Origin of the sequence: Pseudomonas sp. UBA5706, assembly GCF_002419965.1 — a bacterium.
Classification (GTDB): domain Bacteria; phylum Pseudomonadota; class Gammaproteobacteria; order Pseudomonadales; family Pseudomonadaceae; genus Aquipseudomonas.
The window spans coordinates 46,843-66,433 of sequence record NZ_DIHC01000020.1; the positions used below are offsets into that span (position 1 = coordinate 46,843).

General features: G+C 60.0%; 17 protein-coding genes and 2 pseudogenes. 3 read left to right on the forward strand and 16 right to left on the reverse strand.

The genetic code is table 11. From position 1 onward, the window contains the following. Positions 1 to 155: 155 nt before the first annotated feature. Positions 156 to 2,123, forward strand: a complete 1,968-nt coding sequence (locus B3I26_RS10675; protein ID WP_296257648.1) for a glucan biosynthesis protein G — start codon at positions 156 to 158, stop codon at positions 2,121 to 2,123. After that, the gene (gene mdoH, locus B3I26_RS10680; RefSeq protein ID WP_296257649.1) at positions 2,116 to 4,713 is read left to right on the forward strand and encodes a glucans biosynthesis glucosyltransferase MdoH; all 2,598 of its coding nucleotides are present in this window, start codon (positions 2,116 to 2,118) and stop codon (positions 4,711 to 4,713) included. Before B3I26_RS10675 ends, mdoH begins: the two co-directional genes overlap by 8 nt. 227 nt (positions 4,714 to 4,940) lie before the next feature. On the opposite strand, the pseudogene B3I26_RS10685 reads toward mdoH, so the two are convergent. From B3I26_RS10685 to ubiE, 11 genes and pseudogenes are all read right to left on the reverse strand, one after another. Beyond that, positions 4,941 to 5,126, reverse strand: a pseudogene (locus tag B3I26_RS10685) (methyl-accepting chemotaxis protein); the annotation flags it as partial. A 172-nt stretch (positions 5,127 to 5,298) separates the two neighbouring features. Beyond that, positions 5,299 to 7,215 carry a methyl-accepting chemotaxis protein gene (locus B3I26_RS10690; RefSeq protein WP_296257650.1) on the reverse strand — a complete coding sequence of 639 codons (1,917 nt, stop codon included), beginning with the start codon at positions 7,213 to 7,215 and terminating at the stop codon, positions 5,299 to 5,301. 377 nt (positions 7,216 to 7,592) lie between these two features. Next, positions 7,593 to 8,300, reverse strand: a complete 708-nt coding sequence (locus B3I26_RS10695) for a 16S rRNA (uracil(1498)-N(3))-methyltransferase (RefSeq protein ID WP_296257651.1) — start codon at positions 8,298 to 8,300, stop codon at positions 7,593 to 7,595. Next, entirely contained in the window at positions 8,297 to 9,091 is a 795-nt protein-coding gene (tatC, locus tag B3I26_RS10700) for a twin-arginine translocase subunit TatC (protein WP_296257652.1), read from the reverse strand. The genes B3I26_RS10695 and tatC overlap by 4 nt, the downstream gene beginning before the upstream one ends. A 259-nt stretch (positions 9,092 to 9,350) precedes the next feature. Further along, positions 9,351 to 9,624: pseudogene (tatB, locus tag B3I26_RS28865) on the reverse strand (Sec-independent protein translocase protein TatB); the annotation flags it as partial. Between the two features lie 10 nt (positions 9,625 to 9,634). Continuing rightward, complete coding sequence (locus B3I26_RS10710; protein ID WP_296257654.1) at positions 9,635 to 9,907, reverse strand: twin-arginine translocase TatA/TatE family subunit; 273 nt, start codon at positions 9,905 to 9,907, stop codon at positions 9,635 to 9,637. A gap of 42 nt (positions 9,908 to 9,949) precedes the next feature. Beyond that, a complete protein-coding gene (locus B3I26_RS10715) occupies positions 9,950 to 10,282 on the reverse strand; it encodes a phosphoribosyl-ATP diphosphatase (RefSeq protein ID WP_120127893.1) in 333 nt (110 codons plus the stop codon). A gap of 2 nt (positions 10,283 to 10,284) precedes the next feature. Continuing rightward, entirely contained in the window at positions 10,285 to 10,677 is a 393-nt protein-coding gene (gene hisI, locus B3I26_RS10720; protein WP_296257655.1) for a phosphoribosyl-AMP cyclohydrolase, read from the reverse strand. Between the two features lie 56 nt (positions 10,678 to 10,733). Continuing rightward, positions 10,734 to 12,353, reverse strand: a complete 1,620-nt coding sequence (ubiB, locus tag B3I26_RS10725) for a ubiquinone biosynthesis regulatory protein kinase UbiB (protein WP_296257656.1) — start codon at positions 12,351 to 12,353, stop codon at positions 10,734 to 10,736. Then, a complete protein-coding gene (locus B3I26_RS10730) occupies positions 12,350 to 12,973 on the reverse strand; it encodes a ubiquinone biosynthesis accessory factor UbiJ (protein ID WP_296257657.1) in 624 nt (207 codons plus the stop codon). Before B3I26_RS10730 ends, ubiB begins: the two co-directional genes overlap by 4 nt. Beyond that, the gene (ubiE, locus tag B3I26_RS10735; RefSeq protein ID WP_296257667.1) at positions 12,973 to 13,743 is read right to left on the reverse strand and encodes a bifunctional demethylmenaquinone methyltransferase/2-methoxy-6-polyprenyl-1,4-benzoquinol methylase UbiE; all 771 of its coding nucleotides are present in this window, start codon (positions 13,741 to 13,743) and stop codon (positions 12,973 to 12,975) included. Before ubiE ends, B3I26_RS10730 begins: the two co-directional genes overlap by 1 nt. 140 nt (positions 13,744 to 13,883) lie before the next feature. Between ubiE and B3I26_RS10740 the strand changes: the two genes are divergently transcribed. After that, positions 13,884 to 14,162: a polyhydroxyalkanoic acid system family protein gene (locus B3I26_RS10740; RefSeq protein WP_296257658.1), complete on the forward strand. Its 279-nt coding sequence runs from the start codon at positions 13,884 to 13,886 to the stop codon at positions 14,160 to 14,162. A gap of 34 nt (positions 14,163 to 14,196) precedes the next feature. Here the strand turns inward: B3I26_RS10740 and B3I26_RS10745 are convergent, their stop codons facing one another. The 5 genes from B3I26_RS10745 to argS all read right to left on the reverse strand — a co-directional run bounded on the left by B3I26_RS10745 (position 14,197) and on the right by argS (position 19,325). Then, entirely contained in the window at positions 14,197 to 14,571 is a 375-nt protein-coding gene (locus tag B3I26_RS10745; RefSeq protein WP_296257668.1) for a DUF971 domain-containing protein, read from the reverse strand. 154 nt (positions 14,572 to 14,725) lie between these two features. Continuing rightward, entirely contained in the window at positions 14,726 to 16,063 is a 1,338-nt protein-coding gene (gene hslU, locus B3I26_RS10750) for an ATP-dependent protease ATPase subunit HslU (RefSeq protein ID WP_296257659.1), read from the reverse strand. Between the two features lie 63 nt (positions 16,064 to 16,126). Then, the gene (gene hslV / locus B3I26_RS10755) at positions 16,127 to 16,657 is read right to left on the reverse strand and encodes an ATP-dependent protease subunit HslV (protein WP_296257660.1); all 531 of its coding nucleotides are present in this window, start codon (positions 16,655 to 16,657) and stop codon (positions 16,127 to 16,129) included. Positions 16,658 to 16,894: 237 nt separating this feature from the next. Next, positions 16,895 to 17,587 (reverse strand): SPOR domain-containing protein, encoded by a 693-nt coding sequence (locus B3I26_RS10760; protein WP_296257661.1) that lies wholly within the window; start codon positions 17,585 to 17,587, stop codon positions 16,895 to 16,897. Between the two features lies 1 nt (position 17,588). After that, on the reverse strand, positions 17,589 to 19,325 hold the full coding sequence (gene argS / locus B3I26_RS10765; protein ID WP_296257662.1) for an arginine--tRNA ligase: 1,737 nt from the start codon (positions 19,323 to 19,325) through the stop codon (positions 17,589 to 17,591). Positions 19,326 to 19,591 lie beyond the last annotated feature (266 nt).

A 19,591-nucleotide genomic window follows, 5' to 3' on the forward strand; every position in this document is an offset into this window, starting at 1 on the left:
GACGAGCGAATGCGCGTCAAATCGGTAAAAACGCAGACTGGTCCGAAACCGTTTGGGGAATCATTAGCCCCTTTCGGAGTCGGAACAATGCTCGCCAACCCGGCATTTGATAGCTGGCCGTTGGTTTCTTCATCTGTTTTCGGCGAGGGTTGCTCGTGATTGTTAGTCCATGTAATGCACCAAAGACTCCTGGCAAGCGCCTGCGTAGCGCCTTGTTGGCCGGGTCGGCTTTATTTTGTCTTTTCGGCGCCGGTCAGCTCTGGGCGTTCGATCTTGACGACGTGGCGACAAAGGCCAAAGAACTGGCCGGGCAGAAGTTCGTAGCCCCCAAGAGCAACCTTCCAGCGGAATTCCGCGACATGAAGTTTGCGGACTACCAAAAGATTCGTTTCCTGCAAGACAAGGCAGAGTGGGCCTCCGACAAGACCCCATTCAAGATTTCGTTCTATCACCAGGGCATGCACTTCGACACGCCGGTGAAGATCAACGAAGTGACCGCCTCGGCTGTCAACGAGATCAAATACGATCCGAGCCGTTTCGACTTCGGCGATGTGAAGTTCGATCCTAAAGCTACCGACCACCTTGGCTATGCCGGTTTCCGCGTGCTTTACCCGATCAACAAGGACGACAAGCAAGACGAGATTATGACCATGCTGGGCGCGAGTTATTTCCGCGTCATCGGCAAGGGCCAGGTCTATGGCTTGTCCGCTCGCGGCATGGCGATCGACACCGCCATGCCCTCGGGTGAGGAGTTCCCGCGCTTCACCGAGTTCTGGATCGAGAAGCCGAACCCGGATGACAACCATCTGGTGATCTTCGCACTGCTGGATTCCCCACGCGCCACCGGCGCCTACAAACTGACCCTGCGCCCGGGCACTAACACCCTGGTCGATGTGCAGTCGCGCATGTACCTGCGTGACAAGGTCGGCAAGCTGGGCGTCGCGCCACTGACCAGCATGTACCTGTTCGGCGCCAACCAGCCTTCCAAGGTGCTGAATTACCGTCGCGAGCTGCACGACTCCAGCGGTCTGTCGATCCAGGCAGCGAACGGCGAGTGGATCTGGCGTGCGCTGAACAACCCTAAACACCTGGCGGTCAGCAGCTTCTCGGTTGAAAATCCGCGCGGCTTCGGCCTGCTGCAGCGTGGCCGCAACTTCAGCCACTTCGAAGACCTGGACGACCGTTACGACAAACGCCCAAGCGCGTGGATCGAGCCTAAAGGCGATTGGGGCAAAGGTACGGTCGATCTGGTAGAGATCCCGACTGCCGATGAAACCAACGACAACATCGTTGCGTTCTGGAAGCCGGAAACCCAGCCAGAGCCGGGCCAACCGATCGACTTCAATTACCGCCTGCACTGGACCATGGATGAAGACTCCATCCACTCGCCTGACTTGGGCTGGGTCAAGCAGACACTGCGTTCGACCGGTGACGTGAAGCAATCGAACCTGATTCGTCAGCCAGACGGCAGTGTTGCTTATCTGGTTGATTTCGTCGGCCCTAACCTGGCCAAGTTGGGTGAAGACCCGGCGATCCGCAGCCAGGTCACCACCGATGACAATACCGAGCTGGTCGAAAACAACCTGCGTTACAACCCGGTTACCAAGGGCTGGCGCCTGACGCTGCGCCTGAAGGTCAAGGACGCGAACAAGTCGGTGGAAATGCGTGCGTACCTGCTGCGTGAAACGCCGGTCGAGCCAGGCAAGGAACCGGCGCTCATCACGGCTGACAAATCGGACAAAAAGCCTGAGAAGAAAACAGACGCCAAGCCTGCTGTAGCCGCTGTTGAGCCGAAGGATGATAAAGCCGAAATCGTCAAGACCGACGCCGTTAAAGCTGGCGATGCCAAGGACGCTAAAGTTGCCAAGGCCGATGTGAAAACCGAAGGTAAGGACGCCAAGGCCGATGCTGCAAAACCGGCAGATGCTGCGAAGGTTGCCGACGTCAAATCCGACGAGGCTTCCAAGCCCGAAGCTGCTTTGGGTGATGCTGCCAAAGCCAACAAAGCCAGTAAAGAAACCCCGCAGCCAGCTGTAGAGGCCGCATCCACCCAACAGGCGCCGGCCATGAATCAACAGATTCTGACCGAAACCTGGAGCTACCAGTTGCCAGCCGATGAGTAATTCACAAGCCGTGCCAGAGACTTTTAATGAGCCTCTAAGCGAGTACCTCGCGCACCTGCCGATGAGCGACGAGCAGCGGGCAGAGCTTGCCAACTGCACCTCGTTTGCTGAGCTGCATGAACGTCTTTCGGTGCAGACCATCACCGATTCGGCCGAGGCTGCCCAGGCATCGGTGGGTCGACGCCTGACCCTGACCACCGCTGATGAGCTGCACGAAGCAGAGATGCTGGCTGTGGACGCCAGTGGCCGCGTCACGCTGAAGGCGACGCCGCCGATCCGCCGCACCAAGGTTGTGCCTGAGCCTTGGCGTACCAATATCCTGCATCGCGGCTGGCGCCGGCTGACCGGTAAATCGAACCCGCCCCAGCCCAAGGACGACCTGCCGCGCGATTTGCCCAAGTCGCGTTGGCGCACGGTCGGCTCGATCCGTCGTTACATCCTGCTGATTCTCATGCTCGGCCAGACCATCGTCGCTGGCTGGTACATGAAAGGCATCCTGCCGTATCAGGGTTGGTCGCTGGTTTCGTTCGACGAAATCAGTCATCAGACCTTGTGGCAGACCGCCGTCCAGGTCATGCCGTACGCGCTGCAAACCAGCATTCTGCTGTTGTTCGGGATTCTGTTCTGCTGGGTCTCCGCCGGTTTCTGGACCGCACTGATGGGCTTCCTTGAGCTGCTCACCGGCCATGACAAGTACCGCATCTCCGGCGCCAGTGCTGGCAACGAACCCATCGAGGCCGGGGCTCGCACTGCGCTGGTCATGCCGATCTGTAACGAAGACGTGCCTCGCGTCTTCGCAGGTCTGCGCGCCACGTTCGAATCGGTCGCCGCAACAGGCGATCTGGATCGCTTCGATTTCTTCGTGCTCAGTGACACCAACGAGACCGACATCGCCGTGGCCGAGCAGCAAGCCTGGCTCGATGTCTGCCGCGAAGCCGGTGGCTTCGGCAAGATTTTCTATCGCCGTCGCCGCCGTCGCGTAAAACGCAAAAGTGGCAACCTCGATGACTTCTGCCGTCGTTGGGGCGGCGATTACCGTTACATGGTCGTCCTCGATGCCGACTCGGTGATGAGCGGTGAGTGCCTGACCAGTCTGGTGCGCTTGATGGAAGCCACGCCGGACGCCGGCATCATCCAGACCGCGCCGCGCGCTTCAGGCATGGACACGTTGTATGCCCGCATGCAGCAGTTCGCCACTCGCGTTTATGGTCCGTTGTTCACTGCTGGCCTGCACTTCTGGCAATTAGGTGAATCCCACTACTGGGGTCATAACGCGATCATTCGCATGAAGCCGTTCATCGAGCACTGCGCCTTGGCGCCGTTGCCCGGTAAAGGCGCTTTTGCCGGGGCGATTCTGTCTCACGACTTCGTTGAAGCCGCGCTGATGCGTCGTGCTGGTTGGGGCGTATGGATTGCCTACGACTTGCCGGGTAGCTATGAAGAGCTGCCGCCGAACCTGCTGGACGAGCTCAAGCGTGACCGTCGCTGGTGCCACGGTAACCTGATGAACTTCCGCCTGTTCCTGGTAAAAGGCATGCACCCGGTGCACCGAGCGGTGTTCCTTACGGGCGTAATGTCGTATCTGTCGGCGCCGTTGTGGTTCTTCTTCCTCGTGTTGTCCACGGCCCTGCTGGCGGTGAACACGCTGATGGAGCCGACCTACTTCATGGAGCCGCGCCAGCTCTATCCGCTGTGGCCGCAATGGCATCCGGAAAAAGCCGTCGCGCTATTCTCCACCACCGTCGTTCTGCTGTTCCTGCCCAAGTTGCTCAGTATCGTGCTGATCTGGGCCAAAGGCGCGGTCGGTTATGGCGGCCGGATCAAGGTCACCCTGTCGATGCTGATGGAGATGCTGTTCTCCATGCTGTTGGCACCGGTACGGATGATTTTCCACACCCGTTTCGTCCTGGCCGCATTCCTGGGCTGGGCTGCCACCTGGAACTCGCCGCAGCGTGACGATGACTCCACACCGTGGAGTGAAGCGCTCAAGCGTCACGGTCCGCAGACTGCGCTGGGCTTTGCCTGGGCGCTGCTGGTGGCGTGGTTGAATCCAAGCTTTCTCTGGTGGCTGGCGCCTATCGTCGGTTCTTTGATCTTGTCGATTCCGGTTTCGGTAATTTCCAGTCGGACCAATCTGGGTCTTAAGGCCCGTGACGAAAACCTGTTTCTTATCCCGGAAGAACATACGCCGCCGCAGGAACTGGTCTCCACGGACCAATACACCCACGACAATCGCTGGCATGCACTCAATGACGGCTTCGTACGTGCCGCAGTCGATCCACGACAAAATGCTCTGGCGTGCGCCTTGGCGACGTCGCGTCACCGTCAGGCGGAGCCAATCGAATGGATGCGCATCGAACGCGTTCGGCATGCCCTGAAAGGCGGCCCCGAGCAGTTGAGCAACCAGGAGCGCCTGCATTTGTTGAGCGATCCGGTAGCACTGGCTCGGCTGCATGAGGCCGTTTGGGCCGAAGGCAACGAATCCTGGCTCCAGGCCTGGCGAGCCTCGGTCAAGGCCGATCCTCATGCACCGCTGCTGCCATTGCAGCCTGCGAACCACCTCAATGCAGCCTCGCTCGCCAATGCCTGATTGAAAGGCTGGTTGCATTGAAAACGCCGCCGAGGAGTGATCTTCGGCGGCGTTTCTGTTTGAAAACCGAGTGACTTTCTGGTCGTGAGGTGCTCTATCGGGAAACGGCGATCACTGCTAATGGTGTCGTTTTCCCGGTGGCTCGCAGGCGTTCGTTTTACCGCTACTGCGCATCAGTTCGTCGGCACGCCGAATGGCCACAGGTGGCTGCGGTGCTTCTAAAGATTTCATACCCGAAACTTTGCGACCATTTCCTGCAAGTGCTTCCCCAGTCGGGCCAGCTCCAGGCTCGATGCCGCCGTTTCTTCGCTGGCAGCGGCGGTTTGTTCGGACGCATCGCGCACGGTCAATACGCTGCGGTTGATCTGTTCGGCGACCACGCTTTGCTCTTCACCTGCCTTGGCGATTTGCTCTGCCGGGTGATCAGCCAGGCCGCGAGCAGGCCAAACACGATGGCCAGTGCCGCAACCGCGATGAGGGTATTGCGCGACTGGTCAGCCCATGGCGAACCGGCTCGGCGGTGCCGTCCTGGAAGGGGCTACCGCCAGCAAGCCGGACGCCTACAGGCGCGCGGTACGGTCGGGTCTAAATCCTGAACCGCCCTACAAGCCCCTGTAAATGTGTCCCCAACCGCGCCAGTTCGACGCTGGAAGCCGCCGTCTCTTCACTGGCCGCTGACGTTTGCTCCGATACATCGCGCACGTTCAGCACACTGCGGTTGATTTCATCGGCAGTGGCGCTTTGCTGCTCAGCGGCAGCGGCGATCTGCTGGTTCATCGCCTGGATCGCCGACACGGTTCGGGTGATGCTTTCCAGCGAACCACCGACGCGGCGCGTCAATTCCACGCTGCTGGTGGTCAGTTCGCGGCTGCTGTCCATAATCGTCGCCACTTGCTGGGTACCGTTCTGCAAACTGGCGATCAGTTCTTCGATTTCCTCGGTGGATTTCTGGGTGCGCTGAGCTAGGCTGCGCACTTCATCGGCGACCACGGCGAAGCCGCGACCGGCTTCACCGGCGCGGGCCGCCTCGATGGCGGCGTTGAGCGCCAGCAGGTTGGTTTGTTGGGCGACCGACTTGATCACGTCCAGCACACTGCCAATCTTGTCACTTTCGCGCTTGAGTTCGCCCATCGCCTCGGTGGAATGGCTCACCTCACTGGCCAGGCGCTCGATATGGGCAATGGCTTCATTGACTACCTTGTCGCCTTCGCGCGCCTGCTGATCGGCCGCCACAGCGGCTTCCGAGGCCTCCTCGGCATTGCGCGCGACCTCCTGCACCGTCGCTGCCATCTGGTGCATGGCAGTGGCCACCTGATCGGTTTCAACTTTCTGGCTGTTGACGCCGGCGCTGGTCTGCTCGGTCACTGCGGACAGTTGCTCGGCGGCGCTGGCGATTTGCGTCACGCTATCGCTGATACCGCCGATCAGTTCGCGCAGGCTGAGCGTCATGCGCTGCATGCCTGCTTGCAGTTGGCCCAGCTCGTCGCGGCGGTCCACTTTCAGGTCGTGGGTCAAGTTGCCGGATGCAACGCGATCGACCGCTGCCAGGGTCTGGGTCAGCGGCAGCGTGATCTGGCGAGTAATCAACCAGGCAGCCAGTACGCCGAACACCAGCGCAAGCAGCGTGGCCAGGATCAGGGTTAGTTGAGCGCGACGGCTATCGGTGTCGCGCTTGGTATTCTGCGAGGCGGTCAGTTTGTCGCTGGTATCGAGCAGTTGCTGACCCAGGACGGTCATTTTTTCCTGCGCCTGACGGCTGACCAGCTGTGCATCGCGGTATACGCCCACCGCGTCGCGATAACCCTTGAGCGCCAGATTCGCCTTCTGCAGTTGCAAAATGTATTGAGAGGAAACGTCCCCCGCCAGGGAGTTCACGCCGACGATGGCTTCATCAATGGCGCTGGTGGCGTTTTTTTCGAAATCCGGGTTGCCACTGAATGTGTAACCGCGCACCTGAAAGCGCGCTTGCTGGATCTGCTTGCTCACACCTACCGCGCTGTTGAATTGCAGAATGTTGTCGTGCTGGATCAGCGCTTCTTCGATCTTGCCGACTTCATCGACGGCGGCATCGGCAGTGTCACCCAGATTGGCGCGGCTGGCCTCGCGCACCTGGATCGCCTTGGTCATGTCGTCGAAGGCGTGGCGGTAATCTGCGGCGGCCTGCGTCTGAGTGTCCAGCAGCTTCACGTCCTCACCGACCGTGAGCTGAGCGCGGGCCCGCATCAGGTCATCGTCGAGCTTGTCCAGTGAGGTTACGACGGCCTTCGCAGAATCGGCATTCGGTTGTGTTTCGTAAATCATGCGCGCGGTGCGCAGTTCCAGCGTCTGTTCGCTGATCTGCGAGATCGTCGCCAGCTTATCGCCCCGCTCGATCAGTGATACCACGCTTGACCAGCCGGTGGCGGTAATGATCAGCGTCAGCAAAAGCACCAGCCCAAACCCGATCCCGAGCTTGCGACCCACATTGATATTTCCGAGGCGTTGATTAGTCCAGATATACATTGTGATTCCTTGCTCATTGTTTTTATGGACGTCTGGTTATCGGCGCACAAGCGTTAGAACTGAAGTAAAGGCTAAAGGGTGATGCTGCCAAATGCTGTGACGTGCATCACCTATATAGCGCGGGTTGCGGACGTTTGCGATCGACACCAGTGCCGGTGAGCCCCGCTGTAACAGGTGCGGGTGACCTTGGTTGCTCTTGATGCAGTCTGAAGGGCGTAGGAGTGAGGCGTGCTCGCGAACTGCCGCGAAGCGGCAGCGGACCTGGCGACTCGGATCGTTGATAAACGTTGTGCGGGCAGGCTGCCGGTTCCGGCAGATCGTGAGCAGGCGACGCTGCTACGCCTTGGACGGAAGCGAATTTGTGTCGCGGCTGAGCTTCAGAACAACCGCGAGAGGAGGGCAGTGACGGCCGTTTCGACCCTCAGGATTCGCTCACCCAGCTGAACGGGATTCAGACCGGCTTCACGTAAGAGGTCCACTTCGTAAGGGATCCAGCCGCCTTCAGGGCCGATGGCCAACGTTACCGGCTGATCTACCGCGCGCGGGCACGCCGGGTAATCACCTGGATGCCCGACCAGCCCCAGCGTCCCGTCGACCACGGCAGGCAGTCGATCTTCAACGAACGGCTTGAAGCGTTTCTCGATAATGACGTGCGGTAGCACGCTGTCTCGGGCCTGCTCGAGTCCCAGAATCAGTTGCTCGCGGATTACCGTCGGTTGCAGAAAAGGCGTCTGCCAGAAGCTTTTCTCGACCCGGTAACTGTTGACCAGAATGATCGTGGGCACGCCCATGGTGGCGACCGTCTGAAACACCCGGCGCAGCATCTTCGGGCGGGGCAGGGCCAGGATAAGGGTCAGTGGCAGCTTGGCCGGGGGGTTGCGGTCAAAGCTCACCGAGAGCTCGGCTTCACGGGGCTCAAGCCGCAGCAACTGCGCACTGCCCAGTTGGCCGCCTACGCGACCGACGCGCAGGCTGTCGCCGACTTCCGAGCGATGCACCTCTTGCATGTGTTTGAGGCGCCGGTCGCGCAGGAGCACCCGGTCAACCGAAATGAAATCGGCTTCTTCCAGCAGCAGCAGATTCACAGCTGGGTCGCTGGCGGCTGGTCCTGCTTGTCTTCGGCTTTCTCGTCGTCTTCATGATCACCGCGCTTGGTCACCATTGAACTGCACAGCACGCCGATTTCGAACAGCAGCCACATCGGCACGGCCAGCAAGGTCTGCGAGAAGATATCCGGCGGCGTCAGAATCATGCCGACCACGAAGCAGCCAATCACCACGTAAGGGCGGATCTTTTTCAGGTACTTCACGTCGACGACGCCGATCCACACCAGCAGCACCACTGCCACCGGGATCTCGAAGGCCACCCCGAAGGCCAGGAACAACGTCATCACGAAATCCAGGTAACTGGCGATGTCCGTCATCATCGACACGCCTTCGGGCGTCACGCTAGCGAAGAAGTGGAAGATCAGCGGGAATACCAGGAAGTAGGCGAACGCCATCCCGGCGTAGAACAGAAAGATGCTGGAAATCAGCAACGGCACCGCCACACGCTTTTCATGCTTGTACAGGCCCGGCGCGATGAAGCCCCAGATCTGATACAGAATCACCGGCATCGCCAGGAACAGCGCGACCATCATGGTCAGCTTGAACGGCGTCAGGAACGGCGATGCCACATCGGTGGCAATCATCGTTGCGCCCTCGGGCAGAAACTTGCGCAAGGGTGCCGAGACGAAGGTGTAGATCTTTTGCGTGAAGTAGAACAGCGCACCGAAGATCACGAAGATCGCCAGTACGCAACGCAACAGGCGCGAGCGCAGTTCAGTGAGGTGCGAGACCAGCGGCATTTGCTGGTCGTTTTCCGGAATTTCGCTCATGGGGCTCGGGGGGGCTGTGTCGAATCATTGGCGGAAGGCGCGCTCTGCACCGCAGTGGCAGGGGTGATCACCGGCGCTGGTGCAGGTGTCCCTACGGAGTGCGCGTGATCGGGCTGTGCGGGCGGCGGCGTGACCGAAGCGCTTTCTGCCGGCGCTGCAGGACCGATATCCGCGACAGAATCGGTCGATGGCGCAGCGCCCATCACAGGCGTGCCCGGCTCGCCGGTCACGGGCGTGTTGGCAACCGGTTGAACCGCTGGATGAGCCGCTGGCGGGGCCGGGGGCTGTTGAGGTTGCATGATTTTTCGGGCTTCTTCTTCCAGCGAAAGAATGTGCTCGTTATGCAACTGGCGCCGAATTTCATCGGCACCGATTTCGCGCTCTACTTCCTGTTTGATCGCATTGAAGCTGCGTTTCAGACGCCCGACCCAAAGCCCGGCGGTACGCGCTGCACCTGGTAGGCGCTCGGGACCCAGCACCAGCAGGGCAACGAGACCGACCAGCAGCAGTTCAGAGAAGCTGATACCAAACATGCGTCACGACCTAGTCTTTGCGGATGGGCTCTTCGACTTTCTGCGCAGTGCCGTCGATGGTGTGCGGCTGATGCAGCGGTTGGGTCGGGGGTGCTGGCTGCGCGGTCGGCTGTGGCTGTACAGGCGGTTGCTCCGGCCCTTTTTCGTCGTCATTCATGGCCTTGCGAAAGCCCTTGATCGACTCGCCCACGTCAGTTCCCAGGTTCTTGAGCTTCTTGGTGCCGAAAATCAGTACGACAACCACAAGAATGACGATCCAGTGTTTCCAGTCAAAAATGCCCATGACACGTTCCTCACAAGAAATTCGGGGCGCAGGGCCCGGTGTTTAATCCGCCGAGCGAGCAGCTTTTTCGGCGTGGCCGGACAGCCCGAAGCGGCGGTCCAGTTCATCGAGCACGGCTTGTGGGTGTTGGCCAAGCGCGGCAAGCATAACCAGGCTATGGAACCACAAGTCGGCGGTTTCGTAGATGACATCGCTGCAGTCGCCGCTGATGGCAGCGTCCTTGGCGGCAATGATGGTTTCGACCGACTCTTCGCCGACCTTCTCCAGAATCTTGTTCAGCCCCTTGTGGTAGAGGCTGGCAACATAGGAAGAGTCTGCAGCCGCGCCTTTGCGCTCTTCGAGCACCTGAGCCAGGCGAGACAAAGTATCAGTCATGTTCAGTGTCCTGCTTGATAAATGGCATGCGGGTCTTTCAACACCGGGTCCACGGTCTTCCAGCCTGCCTCGCCGTAGACGCGGTAGAAGCAGCTTTCGCGGCCGGTGTGGCAGGCGATGCCGCCAATCTGCTCGACCATCAGCACGACGACGTCGGCGTCGCAATCCAGGCGCAGTTCATGAAGCTTTTGCACATGACCTGATTCTTCGCCTTTGCGCCACAATTTGCCACGTGAACGCGACCAGTAGACGGCGCGGTTCTCACCAGCGGTCAGGCTCAGGGCTTCGCGGTTCATCCAGGCCATCATCAGGACGCGCCCGGTTTTGTGGTCCTGCGCAATCGCAGGAACCAAACCGTCGCTGTCCCATTTAATCTCGTCCAGCCAGTCTTTCATCGTCGGCTCCGGCCGATGTGTGGATGGGTAAGTGTGCCAGCGGCAGACGCCGATGGCTATCGGCGAACGACCAGATAGAGCCCTGCAACCAACATGAGCAGGGCAGGCCAGGCGCTGATCGCCATCAGTTCGTCGCCCGATTGCGTGTGGGCGGTGGCCAGGATCACCCCACCTGCTAACAACCCGGCGCCGATCAGGCGCAGGGCCCAATGGTCGCCCTTGTGCGCGTATGGCGGAGGCGGATCTGACCTGTGCGGTTGCGACAGGCGTTCGAGCAGGTCGCGGGTCATGTTGGCCAGATGCGGAATCTGCTCAACCTGGGATTGCAGGTTGCCGATCAGTGTCCTGGGGCTGACACGCTCGCGCATCCAACGCTCCAGAAACGGCTGCGCTGTGCTCCACAGATCCAGCTCCGGATACAACTGACGGCCCAGGCCCTCGATGTTGAGCAGCGTTTTTTGCAGCAGCACCAGCTGTGGCTGCACTTCCATATTGAAGCGGCGCGCAGTCTGGAACAGTCGCATCAGGACCTGGCCGAAGGAGATATCCTTGAGTGGCTTCTCGAATATAGGCTCGCACACGGTTCGGATAGCGGCTTCGAACTCATTGAGTTTGGTTTCGGCCGGCACCCAGCCCGAATCGATGTGCAGCTGCGCGACGCGGCGATAATCGCGCTTGAAGAAGGCGAATAGGTTGCGCGCCAGATAATCCTGGTCTTCCGGGGTCAGGCTGCCGACGATGCCGCAGTCGATGGCAATGTACTGCGGGTCCCATGGCGCAACCGTGCTGACGAAAATGTTGCCCGGGTGCATGTCGGCATGGAAGAAGCTGTCGCGGAACACCTGGGTAAAAAACAGCTCAACACCGCGCTCGGCGAGTTTCTTCATGTCGGTGCGCTGATCGGCAAGGGTTGCCAGATCCGTGACCTGAACGCCGTAGATGCGCTCCATCACCAGAACCTTCGGGCGGCACCAGTCCCAGTAGACCTGGGGCACGTACAACATGTTCGAGCCTTCGAAATTACGTCTCAGTTGGCTGGAGTTGGCCGCTTCGCGCAATAGGTCCAGTTCGTCGTAGATGGTCTTCTCGTAATCGGCGACCACGTCCACCGGGTGCAGCAGGCGCGCATCGGCTGACAAGCGTTCGGCAATTTTCGCGAGGATGAACAGCCAGGCAAGGTCGGAACCGATGATCGGCTTCAAGCCGGGGCGTACCACCTTGACGACCACTTCCTCGCCCGTCTTCAGGCGGGCCGCGTGAACTTGTGCGACCGAGGCGGAGGCAAGCGGAGCCACATCGAAACGGCTGAACACCTCGCTGATCTTCGCGCCAAGCTGCGACTCGATCAGCGCCACCGCTTTATCCGATTCAAAGGGCGGAACACGATCCTGCAGCATCATCAGCTCATCGGCGATGTCTTCCGGCAGAAGGTCGCGTCGGGTTGAGAGCAACTGGCCGAACTTGATAAAGATCGGCCCCAGGTCCTGCAGCGCCAGACGCAGGCGCGCGCCCCGGCTTAATTCATTCTTGCGTCGCGGAATCCACCGCCATGGCAGCACGAAGCGCACGGCAAGCAGCCACCAGGGCAGAGGCAGGGCAAACAACAGGTCATCGAGGCGGTAACGGATTACGACGCGCTGGATGCGAAACAGGCGGCGGACGGCAAGCAGGCTCATGCGTTATCGCTGGATTTGAGGGATTGGGCCAGACGTTCGAAGCGGGCTTCGAGGCGTTCCAGGTCTTGTTTGGTCTGATCCAGTTCGGCGAAGCGGGCTTCTGCCTCGCGTTTGCCGACCAGAGTGCGTGATTCTTCTGCCAGGTATTCGGCCAGGTTGTGGCTCAGGCTGGCGAAACTGTCGCGGGTCCAGCGTGTGCTGTTGCGCAAATGGCCCCCGATCAGCGGCGTGGCAACCGGGCCGAGCCAGCGCTGCAGCTCATATTCCCAGTCCAGGTCCAGATCCTGAAGCACGCTGACCAGCTCAAGCAGTACGGCGCTATCACCGTCCAGTTCGACCTCCGGGCGGTGCAGCACGGCGTTTTTGTCGTTGCTCAACGCCAGTTGCAACAGGCTTGCTGCCGGCGCGCGCAACGTCACGTCAGCGCCTGCTTCCCAGCGAGTGGCCAGCATCAGGCCTTCATCGCTGGGCAGGATATGAAGATGAAATGCAGGCATGGTGCACTCGACGGCGATCACTTTGCCACTTAGCCGATCAAGGCGTGGCAAGGCAGTACTGTCCATCCGCAGCACGCGGTTGATGCCGTGCTCGGTGCTGGCGAGCAAGCCGCTGATCAGCATCAGGGTTTGATACCGCGGTGCAGGGCGACAATGCCGGAGGTCATGTTGTGATAGGTCACGCGGTCAAAGCCGGCTTGCACCATCATCGACTTCAGGGTTTCCTGATCCGGGTGCATGCGAATCGATTCGGCCAGGTAACGATAGCTTTCCGAATCATTGGTGATCAGCTTGCCCGCCAGTGGCATGAAGGCGAACGAGTAAGCGTCGTAAACCTTGGACATCACCTTGTTGGTCGGTTTGGAGAATTCCAGCACCAGCAGACGACCGCCCGGCTTGAGAACGCGCAGCATCGAACCGATGGCCTCTTCTTTATGGGTGACGTTACGCAGGCCGAAGGCAATGGTCACACAGTCGAAATGGTTGTCCGGGAACGGCAGTTTTTCTGCGTCGGCCTGAACGAACTTGATGTTGCCGGCCACACCACGGTCAAGCAGGCGGTCGCGACCGACCTTGAGCATCGAGGCGTTAATGTCGGCGAGTACCACCTCGCCAGTCGGGCCAACCAGGTGGGAGAACTTCTTGGCCAGGTCGCCCGTGCCGCCCGCGATGTCCAGCACGCGGTTGCCGGTACGCACGCCGGAAAGCTCGATGGTGAAGCGTTTCCAGAGGCGGTGCATACCCCCGGAAAGTACATCGTTCATCAGGTCGTACTTGGCGGCTACGGAGTGGAAAACCTCGGCGACTTTCTCGGCCTTCTGGCTTTCCGCAACGGTTTTATAGCCGAAGTGGGTGGTGGGTTCGGCATCGCTGCCTTTGCGCGGATCGGTCATATCGCTGTCACCGGAATAAAGTGCGGCCATTCTAATCGCCGGGGCTGGCTTTGTCTTGACAAGGCGCACGGCCAACAGTTTCTTCACGGGGCGCCGCTGGTATAGTGGCGCGACGATTACCTCGATGAAGGAGTCCATCCATGGCCCGAATTACCGTAGAACGCCCGCATGCACTGGGTAAGGACAAGGCTCGCGAAAAAGCCGGGTTGCTCGCCGAAAAGCTGGGCGACAAATATGGCATCGAGCACAGTTGGGAGGGCGACACTGTGTCGCTGGAAGGCAAGGGTGCCAAGGGCACTGTGCAGGTGGAGGAGGCATTGGTGCGCGTGAACCTGGAGTTGAACTTCTTCCTGTCGGCCATGAGCAGCACGATTCAATCCGAGGTAGAGCGCCAACTGGACAAGGCGTTGGCTGCCTGATCGACGCTTACTGCTGGCGCGCAGCCTGGCACGATCAGAGCATCAGCCGAACGACCTGCTCGCAGGGGTCTCGGGATTTGCCTGCGGCCTTGAGCTCGGCCAGATAGTCTTCCCACAGTTGCGCTTGGCGCTGTGCCAGTTGTTCAAGGTATTCCCAAGTGAACAATCCGCTGTCATGACCATCGTCGAAGGTCAGTTTCAGTGCGTACTGTCCGGCTGGCTCTACTTTGATGAGGCCAACACCCAGCTTGCCGAACTGAAGGATCGGCTTGCCGTGACCCTGAACTTGCGCCGAAGGCGAGTGCACGCGAAGAAACTCGGCGGGGAGGTGATATTGCTCCTCCGTGCCGTACTCCAGCGTGAGGATCTTCGAGGCTTTGTGGAGCTGGATGGAGGAGGGGATACGGATCATAGGGGCGTGCTTGTATTGAGCAGTGAGTGCGAAGAACCAACTGTAGCAGTCCGGCTTGCCGGCGGTATCCCAAAAACGCCACCGCTGGCAAGCCGGACTGCTACAGGAGTCATGTCGGCAGAATCATCACAGCGTGACTGCCGACACCTGGTCAGAGAATATAACGTGACAGGTCTTCGTCTTCGGCCAACTCGCCCAGATGGCTGTTCACGTACTCCGCGTCTATCTGGATCGTGCCACCGTCCTGTGCACTGGCCATGTCCCCTGCGCTGAATGAGACCTCTTCCAGCAGCCGCTCCAGCAGCGTATGCAGGCGACGGGCGCCGATGTTCTCGGTCTTCTCGTTGACCTGCCACGCGATCTCGGCCAAACGCCTGATGCCGTCGGGCAAGAACTCGATGTTCAGGCCTTCGGTCTTGAGCAATTCGCGGTATTGCTCGGTCAGCGAAGCATGCGGCTCGCTCAGGATGCGTTCGAAGTCTTGCGGGCTCAGTGCTTTAAGTTCGACACGAATCGGCAGGCGCCCTTGCAGCTCGGGCACCAGATCGCTCGGCTTGCTCAGGTGGAAAGCGCCAGAGGCGATGAACAAAATGTGGTCAGTCTTGACCATGCCCAGCTTGGTGTTGACGGTGCAGCCTTCGATCAGTGGCAGCAGGTCGCGCTGGACGCCTTCGCGGGAGACGTCTGCGCCGCCAACGTTACCGCGCTTGGCGACCTTGTCGATTTCGTCGATGAACACGATGCCGTGCTGCTCGACTGCCTCGAGGGCCTTGGCCTTGAGCTCTTCGTCGTTAACCAGACGGCTCGCCTCTTCGTCGCGCACCATTTTCAACGCGTCCTTGACCTTGAGCTTGCGGCTCTTCTTCTTGCCCTTGCCCATATTGGCAAACAGGCTTTGCAACTGGTTGGTCATTTCTTCCATGCCCGGCGGCGCGGAGATATCGACACCGCCCATTTCCGCCACCTCGATCTCGATTTCCTTGTCGTCCAACTGGCCTTCGCGCAGACGCTTGCGGAATAACTGACGAGTGTTGGAGTCGCTGCTCGAGGTGGCATCTTCATTGAAGCCCACGCGCGCTGGCGGCAGCAGGGCATCGAGGATGCGCTCTTCGGCGGCATCTTCGGCGCGATGGCGCACCTTGGTCATTTCCTGTTCGCGCAACAGCTTCATCGCTGCGTCTGCCAGATCACGGATGATTGACTCGACGTCGCGGCCCACGTAGCCGACTTCGGTGAACTTAGTGGCTTCGACCTTGATGAACGGCGCATTTGCGAGCTTGGCCAGACGACGGGCGATCTCGGTTTTACCAACGCCGGTCGGGCCGATCATCAGAATGTTCTTCGGGGTGACTTCGACGCGCAGCTCTTCAGGCAGCTGCATCCGGCGCCAGCGGTTGCGCAACGCAATGGCAACGGCGCGCTTGGCGTCATCCTGGCCAATGATGTGGCGGTTGAGTTCGTGGACGATTTCACGGGGAGTCATGGACATGGTTTTCAACGGTCCTCGGACGAGTGAGTGCAGGCCGCGATGAATTGCGGCCTATGGCAGGACTCAGTCAGCGAGGTCCTGCTCCTCAATGGTGATGTTGTGGTTGGTGAATACGCAGATGTCGCCGGCAATGTGCAGCGCGGTCTCGGCGATTTCCCGTGCTGACAGTTCGGTTTTCAGCAGCAGGGCGCGCGCGGCGGCTTGAGCGAACGCGCCGCCTGAGCCCATGGCGATCAGGCCGTCTTCGGGCTCAACAACGTCGCCGTTGCCGGTGATGATCAGCGACGCGTCCTTGTTCGCCACGGCCAGCATAGCCTCGAGGCGGCTCAGGGAGCGGTCGGTGCGCCAGTCTTTGGCAAGCTCGACAGCTGCGCGAACGAGATGGCCCTGGTGTTTTTCCAGCTGCGCTTCGAAGCGTTCGAATAGGGTAAAGGCGTCAGCGGTGGCTCCTGCGAAACCGGCGATGACCTGACCGTGATAAAGACGGCGGACTTTCTTGGCGTTACCTTTCATGACGGTATTGCCCAGGGAAACCTGGCCGTCGCCCGCCATGACGACTTTGCCTTGGCGGCGTACTGAAACGATGGTGGTCAAGGGGAGAGTCTCCACGCTATGGGCGAAAATGCCTGATGGAACTCATATGGGGGTGGGGGCGGGTATTTCAACCGCGGAGGATGAATGGCAGCGTCTGGTCAGCGTTATGCGGTTTAACCCTGTGGGAGCGACTTCAGTCGTGAAATATGCGTTAGGCGATAGGGATGTATCGACTGTGCTGCTCAATCGCGAAAGAGCTCGCCGCCGCAGGACGTACCTGCGGCAGCGATTGAGGTGTTAGCGCGCCTGACGCTGCTGCAACAGAAGGTTACTGAACCCGCCACCGGCCAGTTGCTTCTGTGCCGTCGTCAGCTGTTCACGGTTGCTGAACGGTCCGACGAGAACCCGATACCAGGTTTCATCCTTCACAGTGCCCGATTCAACCGTCGCCGCTTGCCCCAGCAGGATGATTTGCGCGCGCACTTTGTCCGCATCCGTCTGCTTACGGAACGAACCCGCTTGCAGGAAGAACGTCGTCACCGGCGCAGGTTTCGACACTGCAGGTGCGGGCGGCGGCGTCAAACCGCTGAGCGCGGCCTGGGCGCGTGCGGTGTCGATCTTCGCGGCCTGCTCCGGGCTGACCGGGGTCGTTGGCGCAGCGACCGACGGTGGTGTCTTTTCCGGCACCGCTTCGTTTGGCACGATCACTTCCGATTCAGGCAGCAGCGTATAGAAGTCGTACTTGGGCTTCACCGGTGCGGTCGGGCTTGGCGGGGTCTTGTTCGCCTCGGCAATTTTTGCCGCCTTGGCGTCTGCCTTCACTCGCTTTATGTCGTCACCACTGCCAGGTTCGAGCTTCATCAGGAACACGACGAACGCACCGACCGACAGGCCGATTGCCATCCATACCCATCCCGGAATCGGCTTCTTTGCAGGGGCTTGATACCGGCTGGCGCCGCGTTTGGGAGCGGGTTTCTTTTTGACGGCCAACTTACATACGCTCCAGAGTTTCAAGACCCAGCAGTTGCAGGCCTTGCTTGAGGGTGCGGCCGGTCAGGTGCGCGAGGCGCAGACGGCTTTGCTGTTGCTCGGGGTTTTCCGCGCTCAGGATAGGGCAGTTTTCATAGAAGCTGGAAAACAGCCCGGCCAGATCGTACAGGTAAGCACAGAGCACGTGTGGCGTGCCTTTTTCAGCGACGTTGTTCACCGTCTCGCCGAACTGCGCCAGACGTGCCGCCAGGTCCTGCTCCTGCGGCGCCTCAAGGGTGATCTTGCCCTTGGTCTCGTCGAACGCCCCGCCCAGTTTGCGGAATACGCCAGCCACGCGGGTGTAGGCGTAAAGAAGATACGGCGCGGTATTGCCTTCGAAACTCAGCATCTGATCAAAGTTGAAGCTGTAGTCGCTGGCGCGATGCTTGGACAGGTCGGCGTATTTGACTGCGCTGATGCCCACCGCCTTGGCGATGCTGCGCAGTTCGTCTTCAGCAACTTCCGGGTTCTTTTCCTTCACCAGCACGTAGGCGCGTTCTTCGGCTTCGTCCAGCAGGTCCACCAGCTTGACGGTGCCGCCGTCGCGAGTCTTGAAGGGGCGGCCATCGGCGCCGTTCATGGTGCCGAAGCCCATGTGCTCCATTTGCATGTCGTTGGTCACGAAACCTGCGCGACGGGCGACCTCGAACACCTGCTGGAAGTGCAGGGCCTGACGCTGGTCGACGAAATACAGCGCACGATCGGCCTTCAACACATTGCTGCGATAGCGCACGGCTGCAAGGTCAGTGGTGGCGTAGAGGTAACCGCCACCGGCTTTCTGCACGATGACCGGCAGAGGAGTGCCTTCGGCGGTCTTGAACTCTTCGAGGAACACGCATTGCGCGCCGTTGCTCTCCACCAGCAGACCGGCCTTTTTCAGGTCAGCAACCACGTTCGCCAGATCGTTGTTGTAGGCGCTTTCGCCCATGACGTCGTTCGGCGTCAGTTTCACGTTCAGACGTTCGTACACTTTCTGGCAGTGCGACAGGGAAATGTCCTTGAAACGTGTCCACAGCGTCAGGCACTCAGGGTCGCCTGCTTGCAGCTTGACCACCAGACCACGGGCGCGCTCGGCAAACGCTTCGGACTCATCGAAACGGCCTTTGGCGGCGCGATAGAAGTTTTCCAGGTCAGACAGTTCGTCGCTGGTGGCCGGGGTTTCCTGCAGGTAGGCCAGCAGCATGCCGAACTGGGTGCCCCAGTCGCCGACATGGTTCTGACGAATCACTGTGTCGCCAAGAAATTCCAGAACGTTGGCAACACCGTCGCCGATGATGGTCGAGCGCAGGTGGCCGACGTGCATCTCTTTGGCCAGGTTCGGTGCGGAAAGGTCGACCACCACGCGCTGGGCGGGACCGTTTTTGTGCACCGAAAGGGCAGGGTCGGTCAAGGCCGCGTCCAGACGCGAAGCCAGCGCCTGTGTGTTCTGGAAGAAGTTGAGAAAGCCAGGACCGGCGATGTCGATCTTGCTGATCTGCTGGTCGGCAGGCACGGCAGCGACGATTTTCTCGGCCAGGTCGCGCGGCTTCATGCCGGCAGGCTTGGACAGCATCATGGCAATGTTGCTGGCGAAATCGCCGTTTTTCTTGTCCTTGGCGTTTTCCACCTGAATCGCCGGCGTCAGCCCTTCCGGCAAGACGCCGTCGGTGACGAGTTGGCTCAGAGCTTGTTGAATCAGCTGGCGAATGGTGTCTTTCATGGTGCTCTCTTTCGACCGCAAGCGCGGCAGCGCTTCGATGCGCGGGTGGAAAAACTGGGCATTATCCGTGGCCGGAGCCACCTTGCCAACCGCGTTGGATGTGCGGTTGTGATTTGCTCATGCGGACGCCGCTTGTAGGAAACAGGAGATTGATCGCTGTCACGCTCTGCGGGGGAATCCACCCATGAGTGCTCTGCGCCGCTTCTTATGGTGACGCGCAGTGTCATAGGCTGTATTACCACGCTGAGCGTCACTAGTGTCCGGTA

Excerpts from the sequence above, each read along its gene's own strand:
- hslU (WP_296257659.1), bottom strand. The coding sequence starts at position 16,063 with ATGTCCATGACTCCCCGTGAAATCGTCCACGAACTCAACCGCCACATC.
- ubiE (WP_296257667.1), bottom strand. The coding sequence starts at position 13,743 with ATGACCGATCCGCGCAAAGGCAGCGATGCCGAACCCACCACCCACTTC.
- mdoH (WP_296257649.1), top strand. The coding sequence starts at position 2,116 with ATGAGTAATTCACAAGCCGTGCCAGAGACTTTTAATGAGCCTCTAAGC.
- argS (WP_296257662.1), bottom strand. The coding sequence starts at position 19,325 with ATGAAAGACACCATTCGCCAGCTGATTCAACAAGCTCTGAGCCAACTC.
- B3I26_RS10690 (WP_296257650.1), bottom strand. The coding sequence starts at position 7,215 with ATGTATATCTGGACTAATCAACGCCTCGGAAATATCAATGTGGGTCGC.
- hisI (WP_296257655.1), bottom strand. The coding sequence starts at position 10,677 with ATGAAAGACTGGCTGGACGAGATTAAATGGGACAGCGACGGTTTGGTT.
- B3I26_RS10710 (WP_296257654.1), bottom strand. The coding sequence starts at position 9,907 with ATGGGCATTTTTGACTGGAAACACTGGATCGTCATTCTTGTGGTTGTC.
- tatC (WP_296257652.1), bottom strand. The coding sequence starts at position 9,091 with ATGAGCGAAATTCCGGAAAACGACCAGCAAATGCCGCTGGTCTCGCAC.
- B3I26_RS10730 (WP_296257657.1), bottom strand. The coding sequence starts at position 12,973 with ATGCTGATCAGCGGCTTGCTCGCCAGCACCGAGCACGGCATCAACCGC.
- ubiB (WP_296257656.1), bottom strand. The coding sequence starts at position 12,353 with ATGAGCCTGCTTGCCGTCCGCCGCCTGTTTCGCATCCAGCGCGTCGTA.
- B3I26_RS10715 (WP_120127893.1), bottom strand. The coding sequence starts at position 10,282 with ATGACTGATACTTTGTCTCGCCTGGCTCAGGTGCTCGAAGAGCGCAAA.
- B3I26_RS10740 (WP_296257658.1), top strand. The coding sequence starts at position 13,884 with ATGGCCCGAATTACCGTAGAACGCCCGCATGCACTGGGTAAGGACAAG.